We start from the raw sequence: 17,021 nt of genomic DNA on the forward strand, positions 1-17,021 counted from the left end.
AGGGCGATCGCCTGCGGGTGTGACGGAGCGCTGTACTCGGCCCGTGAGCGTCCGAGTCGGCCCCGTGCGCTCGAACCCACAGACCACCCCTTGCCTCTTCTTCGAACTGGCGTGTGCAGCATTCGTATGCTCCGGGCATGAAACTCTTTCGGTGGCGTGGCCGAGGCGAAGCCGCTCAGACGATGACAACCCCTTTGGCCCAGGCCATGGCCCTGTACCAGGCGGGGCGCTATGCCGAGGCTGAGGCCGAGGCGCGCTCCGTGGCTGCGGCCCGGTCCCGGCCGCGCGACGACACCTACGCGCCGCTGGCACTGGGTATCGCCGCGCTCGCTGCGGGCGCTCAAGGCCGCCACGCCGATGCCGTCACCACATACGACGCCCTGCTTCCGGTCTTCGGCAGGATCTTCGGCGCCGAACACCCGCAGACGCTGAAACTGCGCTCGGACCGCGCCCAGGCGCTGAGCGCACTCGCCCGGCACGCCGAATGCGAGGCGGAGTGCGGGGCCGTCGCCCGGGTCGCAGCCCGCGGCACAGGCCCGGAGATGGCGCTCATCACCACGGCCGCCCGCAACGGGCAGATCTTCGCCCTCACCGCGCTGGGCCGCCACTCGGAGGCAGAGGCGCTGGCGTGCGAGGCACTCGCCGCCCATCGCGAACCGGACCGGTTCACCCTGGTCCTGCGTCTCGGTCTGGCCCGCAGCCTCAACGGCCAGGGCCGCCACGAGGAGGCTCTCGCTGAGGCGGAGCGCGCCGACGAGCTGCGCCGCCGTCTGCCCCAGGAGCAGCGCCGCTCGGAAACCGGCGCGGTCAAGGTGGCCATGGCCACCGCCCTCCTCGGCCTGGGGCGTGCCACCGAGGCCCGTCCGCTGGCCGCGGACGCCCACGACGCCTGCCTGGCCGCCTTCGGCCCGGATCACCGTCGCAGCGCGGAGGCCAAGGCGTTGCTCGACCGTATCGACAGCGCATGAGCGGGCGCGCCGCGCCGGCGGTGGGGACGCTCACCTGTGACTGAGCACGCCAGTCGGCCAGTCGGGCCCCCTGCGGCGCTCAGTCACAGCGGGTGTGGGGCGTCTCTGAGGTGCGAGAGCGCGACGGCCTTCCGGCGCTTGCCCGGACACCGTAGCCCCGCCCACCGGGCGGCCCGGTGCACGGGCGGTGGCCGGCACTCCGCCGGGCGCGGCGGTCAGAGGCCGTCGTACAGGCCCAGCGCCTTCGCCCGGCACTCCCGTGGCGTCCCCCACGCCGAGCGCAGCGCCCGCGCCTTGCCGATCCACAGGGACAGGTCGTACTCGGCCGTGTAGCCGATCGCCCCGTGGACCTGGAGCGCGGTGCGCGCCGCCGCGTACGCCGCGTCGCAGGCGGCGGCCTTGGCCGCGGCGACGGCGGCGGACGTCCCGGGGTCGTCCCCGGCCAGGGCCACGGCGGCGCCGAGAAGCAGCGGCCGGGCGAACTCCAGGTCGACGAGCGTGTCCGCCAGCCGGTGCTTGACCGCCTGGAACGAGCCGATGGCCGCGCCGAACTGCGTGCGCCGCCGTGCGTACGCGACCGTCCGGTCGAGCAGGGCGTGGCCCACACCGAGCGCTTGCGCCGCCGTCGCGAGGGCCGCCCACTCGGCGGCGTGCGCGGCGGCGTCCCGTACGGCCGGCCCGGTGGCGAGAAGCTCCCCGTCGCCGTGCGGGCGGGCGAGCCGCCGGGCCGGGTCGAGCGAGGGCTGCACCGGCCCGTGGCCGGGGGCCAGCCGCAGCGTGTGCCGCCCGGCGCCGCCGGCCGCCCCCTGCGGGCCGTCGACGACGAACACCGCGTCCGCCACGTCCGCGTCCAGCGCGTACGGCCCGCCGGCCGCCGCCAGGGTCAGCCGGGCCCGCCCCGCGCAGGCGCGCGGCCCCCACTCCTCCGCAGGTGCCGCCTCGCCGGCCCCGGCCAGCCGGCCGAGGAGGACGAGCGCCGCGACGGTCTCCACCAGCGGCCCGGGCACGCCGTGCCGACCCAGCTCGACGAAGGCGACCGACAACTCCACCGGCAGGAGCCCGGCACCGCCGTACGCCTCGGGCGCGGCCGGCTGGAAGACCCCCGCCGCCGCGACCCGCTCCCACAGCGCCAGGCCCGGCCCGTGCTCGCCCCGCGCCCAGGCCCGCACCGCGGCAGGCGTACCGGCGGCGGACAGCATCCGGTCGAGCACCCGGCCGAAGGCCCTCTGCTCGGCGTCCAGGGCGAACCTCACCCGCGCCTCCCCGTGACCGGTCCGGGGAACCGTCCGGCACCGTCGGTCATCGCGTGCCTCCTTCGCGGCGGCCGGCGCGGTGCTTGCCGCCGTCGCCCGTCACCCGTCCCCGCCGTCCCGGATCCCGCCGCCTCATCCACGGCGCCCCTTCGGCAGGCCCAGGAGCCGCTCGCCGATGACGTCGCGCTGGATCTCGTTCGTGCCGGCGTAGACCGGACCGGCGAGCGCGAAGGTCCAGCCGTCCGCCCATCCGCCGCCCGCGGGCGCCTCGCCGGCCGTGTCCGCGAGTTCGCCGCGGGGGCCCAGCAGGTCCAGGGCCGTCTCGTGCAGGGCCAGGTCCAGCTCGGACCAGAACACCTTGGTGAGGCTGGACTCCGCGCCGGCGGGGTCGGCCGGCCCGGGCCGGGACGCCTGGGCGTAGCCGTGGAGCTGGTAGGCCCGAGCGCGGATCACCGCGTCGGCCACCCGGTCGCCCAGCGCCCCGTCGAGCGGTTCGCCGGCCGCCCGCCACAGGGTGACGAGCCGCCGCGCGGCGGCCGTGAACCGTCCGGGGCTGCGCAGGGTCACCCCGCGCTCGGCGCCGGCCGTGCTCATCGCGACGCGCCAGCCCCGGCCCGGCTCACCGATGATGTCCTCGTCGGGCACGAAGACGTCGTCCAGCAGGAGTTCGGCGAAGGCCGGCTTGCCGTCCAGGCGTCCGACAGGCCGTACGGTCACGCCGTCCGCGTCCAGGGGGAACATCGCGTAGGTCAGCCCGTGGTGCGGCCGGTCCGCGCCCGGGTGGCTGCGGAAGAGGCCGAAGGCCCGGTCGGCGAAGGCCGCCCGCGAGGACCACGCCTTGTGGCCGGAGAGCAGCCAGCCGCCCTCGGTGCGCACCGCGACCGACCGCAGGGAGGCGAGGTCGGATCCCGCCTCCGGCTCGGACCACGCCTGGGCCCAGACGGTCCCGCCGCCGGCCATGGCGGGCAGCACCCGGGCCCGCTGCTCGTCGGTGCCGTGGGCGAAGAGGGTGGGGGCGAGGAGGTGGACGCCGTTCTGGGAGACGCGGGCGGGGGCGCCGGCGGCGTGGTACTCCTCCTCGAAGACCAGCCACTCCAGCAGCGAACAGCCCCGGCCGCCGTACTCCCGCGGCCAGGACACCACCGACCAGCGGCCCTCGTGGAGCGTCCGCTCCCAGGCCCGGTGCTGGGCGAACCCCGCCTCCGTCTCCAGCGAGGCGAGCGGCTCCGGCGGCACGTGCGCCGCCAGCCAGGCGCGGGCCTCGGCCCGCAGGGACCGCTCCACCGCCGTGAACCCCAGGTCCATCAGGCGTCCTTCATGGCCCGGACGTCCATGCCGCCGAGCGGGTCGCGCGAGGTCTCGGCGTTGTGCGCGTGCGCCAGGTGGTGGAGCCCGAAGACGGAGTCGAGGCCGGCGTGCAGACCCTGGAGGTCCTCCGCCTGGTTGACGGCCCGCTTGGCGAGGGCGAGACCCATGCGGGGCATGCGGGCGACGCGCTCGGCCAGCTCCGCCGTCCGTCCGGCGAGCTCCGCGCGCGGCACCACGCGGTTGACCATCCCCACCTCGTACGCGCGCCGCGCGCTCATCCGGTCGCCGGTGTACAGCAGTTCCTTGGCCACACGCGGCGGCATCACCCACGGGTGGGCGAAGTACTCGACGCCCGGCACGCCCATCCGTACGACGGGGTCGGCGAAGAAGGCGTCCTCACTCGCCACGATCAGGTCGCACACCCAGGCCAGCGTCAGCCCGCCCGCCACACACGCCCCCTGGACGCTCGCGATCAGCGGCTTGGGCAGCTCGCGCCAGCGCCGGCACATGCCCAGGTAGACCTCCGACTCGCGGGCGAACCGCCGCTCCGCGCCCGCCTTGTCGGAGTGGTCCCACCACAGGCCGGCCCGGCGAGGATGGGGCAGGTCGGCGCCCCGCTCGGCGGTGCCGATGTCGTGGCCGGCGGAGAAGTGGTCGCCCGCCCCGGCGAGGACGACCACCTTGACGGCGTCGTCGTCCGACGCCGCGTAGAAGGCGCCGTCCAGCGCGTACGTCATGTCCAGGTTCTGGGCGTTGCGGTACCGCGGCCGGTTCATGGTGACCGTCGCCACCGGGCCGCGCCGCTCGTAGCGCACTACAGGGTCAGTGGACATGGCGATCCTTCCCTAACAAGTGTTTGGTAGGTTAACGTACGGCCATGAGCAGCGTCGAGGAGTCGCGCACGCCCCGCACCGCTCCCCGCTCCGGCCCGCCGCCCCGCCCCGCCCCGCACGCCCTGCTGTCCGGCCGCACGGCCGTCGTCACCGCGGCCGCCGGGACCGGCATCGGCGGGGCGACCGCCCGCCGTTTCCTGGAGGAAGGCGCCGCCGTCGTCCTCGGAGACGCCCACGAACGCAGGCTCCGCGCCACCGTGACCGCGCTCGCCGGGGAGTTCGGCGCCGGACGGGTCGCCGGAACGCCCTGCGACGTGACGGACGAGGGCCAGGTCGCCGCCCTGCTCGACCTGGCCCGGGCCCGGCACGGCCCCCTCGACGTCCTCGTCAACAACGCCGGCCTCGGCGGCACCGCCGAACTCGCCGACATGACCGACGAGCAGTGGCACCGCGTCCTGGACACCACCCTGAACGGCACCTTCCGCTGCACCCGCGCCGCCCTGCGCCGCATGCGCGCCGACGGCACCGGCGGGGTGGTCGTCAACAACGCCTCCGTCATCGGCTGGCGGGCCCAGCGCGGCCAGGCCCACTACGCCGCCGCCAAGGCCGGCGTCATGGCCCTCACCCGCTGCGCCGCCGTCGAGGCCGCCGCCTACGGGGTCCGGGTCAACGCGGTCGCGCCCAGCCTCGCCGCGCACCCCCACCTGGCCAGGGTCACCACCCCCGGGCTGCTCGCCGAACTGGCCGAGCGGGAGGCCTTCGGACGGGCCGCGGAGCCCTGGGAGGTCGCCAACGTCATCGTGTTCCTCGCCAGCGACTACTCCTCGTACATGACCGGCGAGACCGTCTCCGTCAGCAGCCAGCGCGCGTGACCGGTCCTGGACGTGGACGAGAATGAAACCGTGCCGATCAGCAAGAAGACCACCACGGGCAAGCCGGCTCCCGCACGACGCGGGGAACTGCTGGCCACCGCGGCCGACGTGTTCGCCGAACAGGGCTACAGCGCCACCACCGTCCGCCGCATCGCCGACGCCGCGGGCATCCTCGCGGGCAGCCTCTACTACCACTTCGACTCCAAGGAGTCGATGCTCGACGAGATCCTCTCCACCTTCCTCGACGAGCTGTGGGCCGGCTACGACGCCGTGCTCGCCGCCCGGCTCGCCCCCCGGCAGACCCTGGAGGCCCTCGTCACCGAGTCCTTCCGGGAGATCGACCGGCACCGCGCCGCCGTCGCCATCTACCAGAGGGAGTCCCGGCACCTGGTGGGCCAGCCGCGCTTCGGCTACCTCGCCGAGTCGCAGCGCAAGTTCGAAAGGGTGTGGCTGGGCACCCTGGAGCGCGGGGCCGCCGAAGGGGCCTTCCGCGCCGATCTCGACGTCCGGCTCGCCTACCGCTTCGTGCGGGACACGGTCTGGGTCGCGGCGTCCTGGTACCGGCCGGGCGGGGCGCACAGCCCCGAGGAGATCGCCCGGCAGTACCTGTCGATGGTCCTGGACGGGATCGCCGTACGAGCCTAGGAGCAGTGGGAGCCATGGCCGAGGCATACGTCGTCGAAGCGGTGCGCACGCCCGTCGGCCGGCGCGGCGGCGCCCTCGCCGCCGCCCACCCCGCCGACCTGGCGGCGCACGTCATCACGGCGCTGATGGAGCGCACGGGCGTGGACCCGGCGGCCGTGGACGACGTCGTCCTCGGCTGCCTCGACACCGTCGGGCCGCAGGCCGGCGACATCGCCCGCACCAGCTGGCTGGCCGCGGGGCTGCCCGAGGAGGTGCCCGGCGTGACGGTCGACCGGCAGTGCGGATCCGGTCAGCAGGCCGTCCACTTCGCCGCGCAGGCCGTGCTGTCCGGCACCCAGGACCTCGTCGTCGCCGGCGGCACCCAGAACATGTCGCAGGTGCCCATCGCCTACGCGGCCCGCCGCGCCGCCGAACCCCTGGGCCTGACCGACGGACCGTACGCCGGTTCGCGCGGCTGGCGGGCCCGCTACGGCGACCGGCCCGTCGACCAGTTCCACGGCGCCGAACTGATCGCCGACACGTGGGGCATCTCCCGCGAGGCCATGGAGGAGTTCGCGCTGGGCTCGCACCGGCGGGCCGTGCGGGCCGCCGACGAGGGCCGCTTCGCCCGCGAGACCGTCGCGTACGGCGGCCTGACGGCCGACGAGGGCCCCCGCCGGGACACGTCCGCGGCCGCCATGGCCGCCCTCCGGCCGGTCGTCCCCGGCGGCCGCCTGACCGCGGCCGTCTCCTCGCAGATATCCGACGGGGCGGCCGTGCTGCTCATCGCGAGCGAGAACGCCGTGCGCGACCACGGACTGACGCCGAGGGCCCGGATCCACCACCTGTCGGTCCGGGGCGAGGACCCCGTCCGCATGCTCACGGCCCCCATCCCGGCCACCGCCCACGCCCTGCGGAAGACGGGGCTCACCATGGACGACATCGACCTCGTCGAGATCAACGAGGCGTTCGCCCCCGTCGTCCTGGCCTGGCTGGAGGAGACGGGCGCCGACCCGGACAAGGTCAACGTCAACGGCGGAGCCATCGCGCTCGGGCATCCGCTGGGCGCGACGGGGGCGCGGCTGATGACGACGCTGCTGCACGAGCTGGAACGCGGAGGCGGCCGCTACGGCCTGCAGACGATGTGCGAAGGGGGAGGGCAGGCCAACGTGACCGTCATCGAGCGCCTGTGACCGCCCCGGCCGCCCGCCCCCCGCACCACGGCTCAGCCGGCCCCCGTGAGCTCCGCCTCCGGCAGCCCGATCGGATTGGGGAAGCGCAGCGAGCGGGCGCAGGCCCGCGCCAGCGGCGCGAGCACGTCGGCCACTTCACGGAGGGCCTCCGCCGGCACGCCCCGCCACGGCCGCGCCGCCGCCCGGTCCGTCGCCTCCTCGACCGCCGCGTGCAGGCGGCGCCCCTCCTCCGTCGCCGAGCCGTCCGCGGCCAGCAGCCCGCGGTCCCCGAGGCGCCGGGCGGCCGCCTCCCACTCCTCGTCGGTCCAGCCGCGGTACGGCTGGAGTTCGGAGCGCGGGATGTCGATCCCCGTCCGCAGGACCAGCACCTCGCAGCCGTCCAGGCCGGCGGCCACGAGCGCGGCCACGTGGCCGTCCCCGCGGTGTTCGCGCAGCACGGTGGCCGCGTGCCACAGCCGGTCCAGCGGGTCGCCGGGGACGTCCAGCGCCGCGTTCGCCGCGGCGAGCACCCGGCCGCCGTGGTCGAGCCCCCGGGCGTACGGTTCGAGCAGTTCGCCGGCCCGGGCCGCCTCCTTCTCCCGGCCGGACAGCAGCCGGGCCAGCGCCGCCCGCGCGCCCGACCGGCGCAGTTCCAGGGCCCGTCCGGGCGGGGTGATCTCCCAGACGGCGGGCAGGGCCCGGGCCACGGTCCCGGGCGCGAAGCTGAAGAAGGCCGCGGTGACCGGCTCGGGGCCGACGGGCCCGAGCGGTGCCGCCCGCCCGGCGAAGTAGCCGCGTTGCCAGCCCCGCAGGCCCGCCTCGGCGTAGGCGGTGAGGGCCTCGGGGGCGAAGTACGTGACGGCGTGCACGGGTTCGAACAACTGCCACAGGGTTCGGGCTGCGGTCCCGGCTGCTTCGGCCATGGTCGACACCTTCCGGCTGCGTGCCCATAGGGCCCTGCCTACAGGCCCTCGTGAAGCCCCAAGCCTCGCAGAGCGGCCTGTGCCTCCGCCATGATCCGTTCGATCAGTTCGGCACAGGACGGCAGGTCGTCGATGACGCCGGCGACCTGTCCGGCCGCCATCACGCCGAGGTCCGTGCGGCCGTCCACCATGGCGGCCCGCAGCAGCACGGGGGTGCTGGCGGCCAGCAGCACCTGGCTCCACGTCAGGTCCCGCGCGCGCCGCAGCGCCAGCCCGTCGCGCAGCAGGCGGAGCCGGCCGGCGCCGGAGAGCTCACGGAAGGCGGCGGCGTGCCGCAGGGCCCGCAGGGCCGTGGCGGCGCGCCCGGCGCGTTCGAGGCCGTCGACGAAGGGGGTGCGGAGCATGCGGTGCGGCAGGCCGTCGACCTTGGTGGTGACGGTGACGTCCCGGACGGTCGCGGCGAGGTAGGCGGCCTTCACCGCGGCCGGCACCGTGCTGTCGGCGGTGAGCAGGAAGCGGGTCCCCATGGCGACGCCGCAGGCGCCGTAGGCGAGGGCCGCGACCAGGCCCCGTCCGTCGTGGAAGCCGCCCGCCGCGACGACGGGGACGCCCACCGCGTCGACGACCTGGGGCAGCAGCACCGTGGTCGCGACCCCGCCGGTGTGGCCCCCGCCCTCGCCGCCCTGCACCAGGACCGCGTCCGCGCCCCACGCCACGACCTTCTCGGCGTGGCGCCGGGCCCCGACCGAGGGGATGACCACGATCCCGGCGTCCTTGAGCCGGGCGATCAGGGCACGGGAGGGGGCCAGCGCGAACGAGGCCACCCGTACGCCCTCCGCCACCATGATCTCCACGCGTTCGGCCGCGTCACCGGCGTCCGCGCGCAGATTGACGCCGAAGGGCCTGTCGGTCCGGGACCTCACCTCCCGGACGGCGGCGCGCAGCTGGGGCGGCGTCATGGTCGCGGAGCCCAGGACGCCCAGGCCCCCGGCCTCCGCCACGGCGGTCACCAGGCGGGGGCCGGCCACCCAGCCCATGCCGGCCTGGACGACGGGGTGCCGGACGCCGACGAGACGGGTCAGCGCGGTGGGCAGGCAGGGCGGAGGCGGCTCCTTGGGCCCGGCCGGCACGGTGGCGCTCATGACGACGGCACCTCGCGCTCGCGCAACCCGTCCGGGTCGAGGACGTCGCGGATCAGGCGCAGTTCGGCGGGCGTGGGCACGCGCGTGCGCGGCACGTCGGCCGGGACGGCGAGCGGGAAACCGGTGGCGGCCCGCAGTGCGCCGGGCGCCACGCCGGGGTGCAGCGAGCGGACGCGCAGCGTGCGGTCGGGCGTCTCGAAGTCGAGCACGGCGAGGTCGGTGACGACCCGTACGAGACGGTGGAAGCGCGTCGCCGCCGGCCCGGCGGCCGCGGCGCGGTCGTGCCCCACGCCGCAGACCACGTCGACCCGCTCGACCAGGACGCGGGGGGAGTGGCGGGGGATCCAGTAGCTGACGGGGTGGTTGAGCGTGTTGACGGGAAGGCCGCGCATGCCGATCAGCTGGCGCTCGGGCCGCTTCCAGTCGCCGATGCAGCTGATGTTCTGGTTGCCGTGCCGGTCGAGCTGGCTCGCCCCCAGCAGCGCGTGCCGCCTGCCGCCGGTGGCCAGCTCCAGGTGCCGCCGGTAGGGCAGCCAGCCCTCCACCACCCGGGCCTGGGCGCCCAGCGCCGGCACGTCGGCCATGAGCATGGCCTCGCCGTCCGTCAGCAGCAGCTCCGGGGCGAAGGTGAGCTTGGCCAGCCGGGCGCCGATCACCGGCACCGCGCCGCCGAGGGGGCTCGCCAGGATCTCCCCGCTGCCCCGCCACACCTCCGCGCAGGCCACGGCGCAGACCTCGGCCCTGCTCGCACCCGTCCCGCCGGTCACGCGCCCTCCCCGCGACAGGCCGCGACCGCGGCCCGGTAGTCGTCCTCGTCCCCGGAGAGGAAGCGCTCGGCGAACTCCCGCCAGGCCACCGGGTCGGAGGCGGCCTTGGCGTACGCCGCCTGGAACGCCTCGTCCCGCTCGTAGTCCGGCACGCAGGACGTGAAGTGGGCACCGCCCGGCGCCTCGATGACACCGGTGACGCAGTGCCGCTGGACCAGCAGCGTCTGCGGCCCTCCTCCTTCTGCGAACTCCGCGCTCGAAACCACCCGTTCGCAGGAGACGTATGCCTCATGGGCGGCCTCGCAGAAGAGGTCGTCGTAGTACGGGTCCGGGCCCAGGTACTGGGCGTTGCCGTGGGCGTCGGCGCGGTTGAGGTGGACGAGGGCCACGTCCAGGTCCAGCGCGGGCGCCGCCAGCAGTTCCTCGCCGTCCGGGTACGGGGAAGTGACCGTGCGCAGCGAGGGGTTGATCCGCAGGACGTCCGAGCCGAGGCCGGCCCGTACCGGCAGGAACGGAAGCCGGCGCGCGGCGGCCGTCAGGCCCCACAGGAATATCGCCTCGTCCAGCTCCATCAGCTCCGGTTCACCGCGCTGCCGGGCGGTGCGGAAGTGCGGTTCGAGGGGGATCGAGTCGAGGGTGACGAAGGGGGCCACGAGCTTGCGCACGCGTCCGGCGGCCACCAGCAGGCCCACGTCCGGGCCGCCGTTGGAGACGACGGTCAGGTCGGTGAGGCCGGAGCGCAGGAGGGCCCGGACGAGGGCCATCGGCTTGCGCCGGGACCCCCAGCCGCCGATGCCGACGGTCATGCCGTCCGCGAGCCGGCCCACGGCCTCGTCGGCGGTCATCGTCTTGTCGGCGGTCACGACCGCTCCCTCCCCCGGTGCCCCGCGACGAACGCGTCGCGGTGCCGGTCGCCGGCGCCGCCGAGGCTCGCCTCGAAGGTGAAGCCCTGCTCGTAGCGGTAGCTGCGGTGCACGTCGACGGGGTCGATGCCGTTGAGCGCGGCCTTGGCCAGCCGCAGCAGCGACGCGTCCTTCGCCGCGATCTCCCGCGCCAGCTCCAGGGCGGCGGCCGTCAGGTCCTCGCGCGGGACGACGCGCCACACCGAGCCGTGAGCGTGCAGCTCCCGCGCGGTGACCGTGCGGGAGGTGTAGTAGAGCGTGCGCATCAGGTGCTGGGGCACCAGCCGGGCCAGGTGGGTCGCCGCGCCGAGCGCGCCCCGGTCCAGCTCGGGCAGGCCGAAGGTGGCGTCGTCGGAGGCGACGACGGCGTCGGCGTTGCCGACCAGGCCGATGCCGCCGCCCAGGCAGAAGCCGTGCACGGCCGCGACGAGCGGCACCTCGCACTCGTAGACGGCGGAGAACGCCTCGAAGCAGCCGTGACTGACGCCGATCAGGGCGTCGTTACCGGGCGTACGCTGCAACTCCTTGATGTCCACGCCCGCGTTGAAGCCCCGCCCTGCGGCGGTCAGGACGACGCAGCGCGTCCCCGGGTCGCTCCCGGCGGCGCGCACGGCCCCGGCCAGCTCGAACCAGCCTTGTACGGGTAAGGCGTTGACGGGCGGGAAGTCGACGGTGAGGACGGCGATGCCCGGCTCGGGGCGTGCGGTGGAGACGCTCATCGGCTACCTTTCCACCAAACGTTTGTTAGGTTTCGACGGTAGCAGCGGACCGGCTGCCGCGGGAGGTGCGAGATGAGCGGCGCTCCCGGACCACGGGGCGCGACGGGCGCGAGGGCGGCGGAGGCGACCGGGGCGCCAGCCGCGGGCTGTCTGCGCGGCCGCGTCGCGCTGGTCACCGGCGGCACGCGCGGCGTCGGCGCGGGAGTGGCCCGGGCGATGCTGCGCGCGGGCGCCCGCGTGCTCGTCTGCGCCCGCCGGCCCCCCGACGCGCCGGTGACGGCCGCCGGCCGCACCGCTCGTCACCTCCCCGTCGACCTGCGCGAACCGGCCGCCGTACGGGACCTCTTCGCCCACCTCCAGGAGACGGAGGGGCGACTGGACGTCCTGGTCAACAACGCCGGCGGTACCCCCTTCCGGCCCCTGGGCGCTGCCGACGCCGAGCGCCACGCCCGCGTCCTGGAACTCAACCTCACCGCCCCGCTCACCGCGTCCCTCGCCGCCCACCGCATCATGCGCGACCAGCCGTCCGGCGGCGCGATCGTGATGATCGGCAGCGTCAGCGGCACCCGTCCCTCACCCGGCACCGCCGCCTACGGCGCCGCCAAGGCCGGGCTGGAGAACCTCGCCCGCACCATGGCGGTGGAGTGGGCCCCGGCCGTCCGCGTCAACACCCTCGTCCTCGGCATGGTGCGCACGGAGTCGGCCCACCTCCACTACGGCGACCGGGACGGCGTCGCCGCGGTCGCCCGCACCGTCCCGGCCGGGCGCCTGGCCGAACCCGACGAGGTCGGGGAGGCCGCCGTCTTCCTCGCCTCCGACCGCGCCGCCTACATCACCGGCGCCAGCCTGCTCGTGCACGGTGGCGGGGAGCGGCCCGCCTTCCTCGACGCCGCCGACGCCAACCGTCCCGTGGACCTGGACCAGGAGAGCTGAGATGACCGGAATATGCGCGGGCCGCGTCGCCGTCGTCACCGGAGCCGGCCGCGGTCTCGGCCGGGCGCACGCCCTGGCGCTCGCCGCCGAGGAGGCCCGCGTCGTGGTCAACGACCTCGGGACGACCCCGGCCGGTGAGGGGGCCTCGGCGGGCCCCGCACACGAGGTCGTCGAGGAGATACGAGCCCGGGGCGGCGAAGCCGTCGCCCACACCGGCGACGTCGCCACCGCCGAGGGCGCCGCCTCCCTCGTCGACACCGCGCTGGCGGCGTACGGACGCCTCGACGCCCTCGTCAACAACGCCGGCTTCCTGCGGGACCGCATGCTGGTCAACCTCGACGAGGACGAGTGGGACGCGGTCGTGCGCGTCCACCTCAAGGGCCACTTCCTGCCCCTGCGGTACGCGGCCGGGCACTGGCGCGCGGAGGCGAAGGCCGGGCGCGAGCCCGTCGCCCGCGTCGTCAACACCACCTCCGGCGCCGGCCTGCTCGGCAGTGTGGGACAGGCCAACTACGCCGCCGCCAAGGCGGGCGTCGCGGCCCTCACCCTCGTCGCCGCCGCCGAACTCGGGCGCTACGGCGTCCAGGTCAACGCCGTCGCACCGGCCGCGCGCACCCGGATGACCGAGGGGCCGTTCGCGGCCGCGATGGCCGCGCCGGCGGACGGCTTCGACGCGATGGCACCCGCCAACGTCTCACCGCTGGTGGTGTGGCTCGCCTCCGCGGCCTCCGCCGAGGTCACCGGGCACGTCTTCGAAGCCGAAGCCGGCCGGGTCACGGTCATGGAGGGCTGGCACCCCGGGCCGGTGGCCGACAAGGGCGACCGGTGGGCGCCGTCGGAGGTGGGGGAGGCGGTGCGGGAGTTGCTGGCGCGGACCCGCATGCCACGGCCCGTCTACGGCGCCGCCTCCCCCGCCCGGCCTTGACCCGGGGCCGGGCGGGGGAGGGCCGGACGCCGCGTCAGGACACGACGTCCTTGGCCCCGAAGTGCCGGAACGCCAGGGCGAACAGCACCACCGCGTACGCCACCGACACCGAGGTGCCCCGCACCATGCCGCCCCACTCCAGCTGCGGCTGGAGCGCGTCGGCCCACGCGTACTGCCAGTGCGCGGGCAGCAGGTCGCGCCAGGAACCCAGCGCGGTGACCGCGTCCAGCACGTTGCCGACGATGGTCAGCCCCATCGCGCCGCCCACCGCGCCCAGCGGCGCGTCGGTGACGGTCGAGAGCCAGAACGCCAGCGCCGCCGTCACCAGCTGGCTGACGAACACGTACGCCACGACGACGGCCAGCCGCCCGGCCGCCGTCCCCGCGTCCAGCGACCCCCCGGTGGGGATCCGCAGCGGGCCCCAGCCGTACGCGGCCGTGCCCGCGGCCAGTGCCACCAGCGGCAGCAGCACCATCGCGGCCGCGCTGAACCCGAGCGCCACCGCCAGCTTGCTCAGCAGCAGCCGCGACCGCGGTACGGGAGCAGCCAGCAGGTAGCGCAGCGACGACCAGCTCGCCTCCGAGGCCACGGCGTCGCCGCAGAACAGCGCCACCGGCACCACCAGCAGGAAGCCCGCCGAGACGAACACCGCCGTCGCCGCGAAGTTCACGCCGGAGGTGGTGGCGGTGTCGATCAGCGTCACCCGCCCGTCGCGCCCGCTGGGATCGCCGCCGATGGCGAAGGCGGCGATCAGCACGAACGGCAGGACGGCCAGGACCGCGCCCACCACGAGCGTGCGCCGCCGGCGCAGCTGCCGTGCCGCCTCCACACGCAGGGGCAGGGTGTGCCGCGCCCGGTAACCGGGCGCGGACGCCGGCGCCGTGGTCATGCCGAGCCTCCGATCAGGGTCAGGAACGCGTCCTCCAGCCGCCGGTGCGGGCCCACGCTCGCCACCGGCACCTCCAGGCGCACCAGTTCCACCAGCAGTTCCGGCGCCCGTACGCCGTCGAGCCGCACCAGCAGCCCCTCGTCGGTCCGCACGGCCGAGGCCACGCCGGGCAGCGCGGCCACCTTGTCGGCCGTCACCTCCGAGACCTCGCCCTCCACGCCCACCAGCAGCGTGTCGCCGGAGCCCACGATCTCCGCGACGGGACCGGCGCTGACCAGCCGCCCGCGGTCCATCACGACGAGGTGGGTGCAGGACTGCTCCACCTCCGCCAGGAGGTGGCTGGAGACGATGACGGTCCGCCCCGCCGCCGCGTAGCGGATCATCACCTCGCGCATCTCGCGGATCTGCGGCGGGTCGAGACCGTTGGTCGGCTCGTCCAGGATCAGCAGGTCCGGCAGCCCCAGCATGGCCTGCGCGATGGCCAGGCGCTGCCGCATGCCCTGGGAGTACGTCCGCACCGCCCGCTCCAGCGCGGGGCCGAGCCCGGCGATCTCCAGGGCCTCGTCGAGGTGCGCGTCCTCGGCCGGCCGGCCGGTCGCCCGCCAGTACAGGTCGAGGTTGGCCCGGCCGGACAGGTGCGGCAGGAAGCCCGCGCCCTCCACGAACGCGCCGACCCGCGACAGCACCGGCGCGCCCGGCCGGATCGCGTGCCCGAAGACGTGGATCTCCCCGGCGTCGGGCCGGATCAGCCCCATGAGCATGCGCAGCGTCGTGGTCTTGCCCGCGCCGTTCGGCCCCAGCAGGCCCAGCACCTGGCCCCGCTCGACCCGGAACGACAGGTCCCGCACGGCGTACCGGTCGGCGGACCCGGCGTACCGCTTGCTCAGGCCCGTGATCTGGAGCGGCACGTCGGCGAGCTCCGGGTCGGGCGCGGGGGCGGCCGTCCGCCGCCGGCCGGTCAGCAGCACGGCCGCCGCCACGAGCACCCCGCCGAGCGGCATCGCCCACGTCCACCACGGCAGCCCGGCCGAGCCCGTCCGCACACCGGGCGCGACCGGCACGGTCAGGCCGCCGTCGCCCAGCGAGACCGTGTACGTGGCCGGCCGCGCCGGCGAGGCGTAGCCCAGGTCGGTCGAGGCGAGGACCAGCCGCATCCGGTGCCCGGCCTCGAAGGTGTGGTCGACGGCAGGCAGCCGCACCTCCACGGTCCGGCCCGTCCCGGCGCCCTCGACGCGGAGGGGGGTCACCAGCTGTCCGGGCAGCAGCTGCTGCCCGTTCGGGCCGACGTCGTAGACCTTGGCGAAGAGGACCGCCTCACCGGTGTCCGAGGCGACCTTCACCTTCGCGGTGGGCGAGCCGGTGACGTGGACGCCCTCGTCGAGCCGCTCGGAGTCGAAACGGGCGTACTGGCCGGGGAAGTCCATGGACACGCCGACGCCCAGGCCCGACAGCTGGGAGATGCCGCCGATGCCGGGGACGGCCGAGATGGCCGGGGGAGTCGCCCCGGCGGGGTTGGCGAAGGACTGCTCACGGCCCGTCAGGGCGACCTCGCGGGGGTCGCCGTGCAGCCCGGGGTAGTAGTCGCCGCTCGCCCCGCGCAGCTGGGTCCGCCCGTTGGTCGAGTCGATGCCCCCGGTCCGGGTGACGCGGAACACCGGGCCGGTGTCCACCCCGTCGTCGTCCCCCAGGTAGCGGTCGAACCAGGCCTTGGTGCGCCGCTCGACGCGGTCCTGCTCCCCCTTGGTGCCGCTGTCGTGACCACCAGTGATCCAGTCGACCGCGACCGGCGCGCCGTTGCGGTCGATGGCCCGGGCCGCCGCGTCGGACTGGTCGAGGGGGAAGAGCGAGTCGCTCTGACCCTGCACCAGGAGCGCGGGGACACCGATCCGGCCGGCGACCGCGGAGGGACTGCGGCGCTCCAGCAGCTCCCGGGCCTGCGCGTCCGGTTTTCCGGCGACGGCGACGCGCTCGTACATCTCGCACAGGCTCTTCTCGAACCGGCCGCAGCCCGCGGCGAGGGCGGACGGCGCCCCCGCCCCGCCCTCCCCGGCCGGGCCGCCCTTAGGGCCGACGGGCCCGGAGGCAGTGGTGGACGTGGAGCCCGTCGTGAAGAAGATCCCGGCCCACAGCTTCTTGAAGACGTCGCCGGGGAACAGCGAGTCGGCCAGGTTCCAGTAGGTGATCTGCGGGGCGATGGCGTCGACCCGCTTGTCGTTCCCGGCCGCGAGCAGGGACACCGCGCCGCCGTAGGAGGCGCCCGTGATGCCGACTCGGGGGTCGCCCGCCGCGTCCAGCCGCACCTCGGGCCTCCCGGCCAGCCAGTCGATCAGCCTGCTCACGTCGGCGACCTCGCGGTCGGGGTCGTTGAGGCCGATGCGGCCCGTGGAGCGCCCGAAGCCGCGCGCCGACCAGGTCAGCACCGCGTAGCCGGAACGCGCCAGTTCCTCCGCCTGCGACCGCAGGTCCTCCTTGCTGCCGCCGAAGCCGTGCGCGAGCAGTACGGCCGGCCGGCGGCCCGAACCGCCGGAGGTGAAGAAGGAGGTGTCGATCCGCACCGTGCCACCGCCACCGCCGCCGGCGGCCTCAGGCACGGTCATGAACCGGTCCTCGCGGCGCACGGGCGGATCGCCTCCGGTGGCCGAGGCCACCGTCCACGTGCCGGCACCCGCGAGGACCACGGCAGCGGCCGTCGCGGCGAGGAGCCGGCGTCCGCGCAGGCGGGGAAAACGCAGCTTCATGTTCGAATGCTATGCGGAGCCGGGATCCGGCCGGACGGCCCCCGTGCGGAGGG

General features: G+C 75.7%; 16 protein-coding genes. 6 read left to right on the forward strand and 10 right to left on the reverse strand.

The window, feature by feature from the left end; all coding sequences use genetic code 11:
• Positions 1 to 182 precede the first annotated feature (182 nt).
• The gene (locus CYQ11_RS27185) at positions 183 to 968 is read left to right on the forward strand and encodes a tetratricopeptide repeat protein (RefSeq protein ID WP_240003245.1); all 786 of its coding nucleotides are present in this window, start codon (positions 183 to 185) and stop codon (positions 966 to 968) included.
• Positions 969 to 1,183: 215 nt separating this feature from the next.
• On the opposite strand, the gene CYQ11_RS27190 is transcribed toward CYQ11_RS27185, so the two are convergent.
• From CYQ11_RS27190 to CYQ11_RS27200, 3 genes are all read right to left on the reverse strand, one after another.
• Positions 1,184 to 2,221: an acyl-CoA dehydrogenase family protein gene (locus tag CYQ11_RS27190; protein WP_099198298.1), complete on the reverse strand. Its 1,038-nt coding sequence runs from the start codon at positions 2,219 to 2,221 to the stop codon at positions 1,184 to 1,186.
• Positions 2,222 to 2,353: 132 nt separating this feature from the next.
• A complete protein-coding gene (locus tag CYQ11_RS27195) occupies positions 2,354 to 3,526 on the reverse strand; it encodes an acyl-CoA dehydrogenase family protein (RefSeq protein WP_099198299.1) in 1,173 nt (390 codons plus the stop codon).
• The gene (locus CYQ11_RS27200; RefSeq protein ID WP_099198300.1) at positions 3,526 to 4,362 is read right to left on the reverse strand and encodes an enoyl-CoA hydratase; all 837 of its coding nucleotides are present in this window, start codon (positions 4,360 to 4,362) and stop codon (positions 3,526 to 3,528) included. The genes CYQ11_RS27195 and CYQ11_RS27200 overlap by 1 nt, the downstream gene beginning before the upstream one ends.
• Positions 4,363 to 4,406: 44 nt before the next feature.
• On the opposite strand from CYQ11_RS27200, the gene CYQ11_RS27205 reads away from it, so the two are divergent.
• The 3 genes from CYQ11_RS27205 to CYQ11_RS27215 are packed head-to-tail and all read left to right on the forward strand — an operon-like array spanning position 4,407 to position 7,051.
• Positions 4,407 to 5,234, forward strand: coding sequence for an SDR family oxidoreductase (locus tag CYQ11_RS27205; protein ID WP_099198301.1), 828 nt, complete (start codon positions 4,407 to 4,409; stop codon positions 5,232 to 5,234).
• A 30-nt stretch (positions 5,235 to 5,264) separates the two neighbouring features.
• Positions 5,265 to 5,879, forward strand: coding sequence for a TetR/AcrR family transcriptional regulator (locus CYQ11_RS27210; protein WP_099198302.1), 615 nt, complete (start codon positions 5,265 to 5,267; stop codon positions 5,877 to 5,879).
• Between the two features lie 14 nt (positions 5,880 to 5,893).
• On the forward strand, positions 5,894 to 7,051 hold the full coding sequence (locus tag CYQ11_RS27215; RefSeq protein WP_099198303.1) for an acetyl-CoA C-acetyltransferase: 1,158 nt from the start codon (positions 5,894 to 5,896) through the stop codon (positions 7,049 to 7,051).
• 32 nt (positions 7,052 to 7,083) lie between these two features.
• On the opposite strand, the gene CYQ11_RS27220 is transcribed toward CYQ11_RS27215, so the two are convergent.
• Genes CYQ11_RS27220 through CYQ11_RS27240 form a run of 5 tightly spaced genes read right to left on the reverse strand, consistent with a single transcriptional unit; the run spans position 7,084 to position 11,483 of the window.
• Entirely contained in the window at positions 7,084 to 7,953 is an 870-nt protein-coding gene (locus CYQ11_RS27220) for an SCO6745 family protein (protein WP_099198304.1), read from the reverse strand.
• Positions 7,954 to 7,991: 38 nt separating this feature from the next.
• Complete coding sequence (locus CYQ11_RS27225; protein ID WP_099198398.1) at positions 7,992 to 9,047, reverse strand: NAD(P)H-dependent flavin oxidoreductase; 1,056 nt, start codon at positions 9,045 to 9,047, stop codon at positions 7,992 to 7,994.
• Between the two features lie 44 nt (positions 9,048 to 9,091).
• Entirely contained in the window at positions 9,092 to 9,862 is a 771-nt protein-coding gene (locus tag CYQ11_RS27230; protein WP_104651106.1) for a CoA-transferase subunit beta, read from the reverse strand.
• The gene (locus CYQ11_RS27235) at positions 9,859 to 10,707 is read right to left on the reverse strand and encodes a CoA transferase subunit A (RefSeq protein ID WP_099198399.1); all 849 of its coding nucleotides are present in this window, start codon (positions 10,705 to 10,707) and stop codon (positions 9,859 to 9,861) included. Before CYQ11_RS27235 ends, CYQ11_RS27230 begins: the two co-directional genes overlap by 4 nt.
• A gap of 14 nt (positions 10,708 to 10,721) precedes the next feature.
• A complete protein-coding gene (locus tag CYQ11_RS27240) occupies positions 10,722 to 11,483 on the reverse strand; it encodes an enoyl-CoA hydratase family protein (protein ID WP_099198305.1) in 762 nt (253 codons plus the stop codon).
• A gap of 72 nt (positions 11,484 to 11,555) precedes the next feature.
• Between CYQ11_RS27240 and CYQ11_RS27245 the strand changes: the two genes are divergently transcribed.
• On the forward strand, positions 11,556 to 12,416 hold the full coding sequence (locus tag CYQ11_RS27245) for an SDR family oxidoreductase (RefSeq protein ID WP_099198306.1): 861 nt from the start codon (positions 11,556 to 11,558) through the stop codon (positions 12,414 to 12,416).
• Between the two features lies 1 nt (position 12,417).
• Positions 12,418 to 13,341: an SDR family oxidoreductase gene (locus CYQ11_RS27250; RefSeq protein WP_099198307.1), complete on the forward strand. Its 924-nt coding sequence runs from the start codon at positions 12,418 to 12,420 to the stop codon at positions 13,339 to 13,341.
• Between the two features lie 34 nt (positions 13,342 to 13,375).
• Here CYQ11_RS27250 and CYQ11_RS27255 read toward each other — a convergent pair whose 3' ends face one another.
• On the reverse strand, positions 13,376 to 14,230 hold the full coding sequence (locus CYQ11_RS27255) for an ABC transporter permease (protein WP_099198308.1): 855 nt from the start codon (positions 14,228 to 14,230) through the stop codon (positions 13,376 to 13,378).
• Positions 14,227 to 16,968, reverse strand: a complete 2,742-nt coding sequence (locus CYQ11_RS27260; protein WP_099198309.1) for an alpha/beta fold hydrolase — start codon at positions 16,966 to 16,968, stop codon at positions 14,227 to 14,229. The genes CYQ11_RS27255 and CYQ11_RS27260 overlap by 4 nt, the downstream gene beginning before the upstream one ends.
• Positions 16,969 to 17,021 lie beyond the last annotated feature (53 nt).

This window comes from Streptomyces cinnamoneus (assembly GCF_002939475.1).
Lineage (GTDB): Bacteria > Actinomycetota > Actinomycetes > Streptomycetales > Streptomycetaceae > Streptomyces > Streptomyces cinnamoneus_A.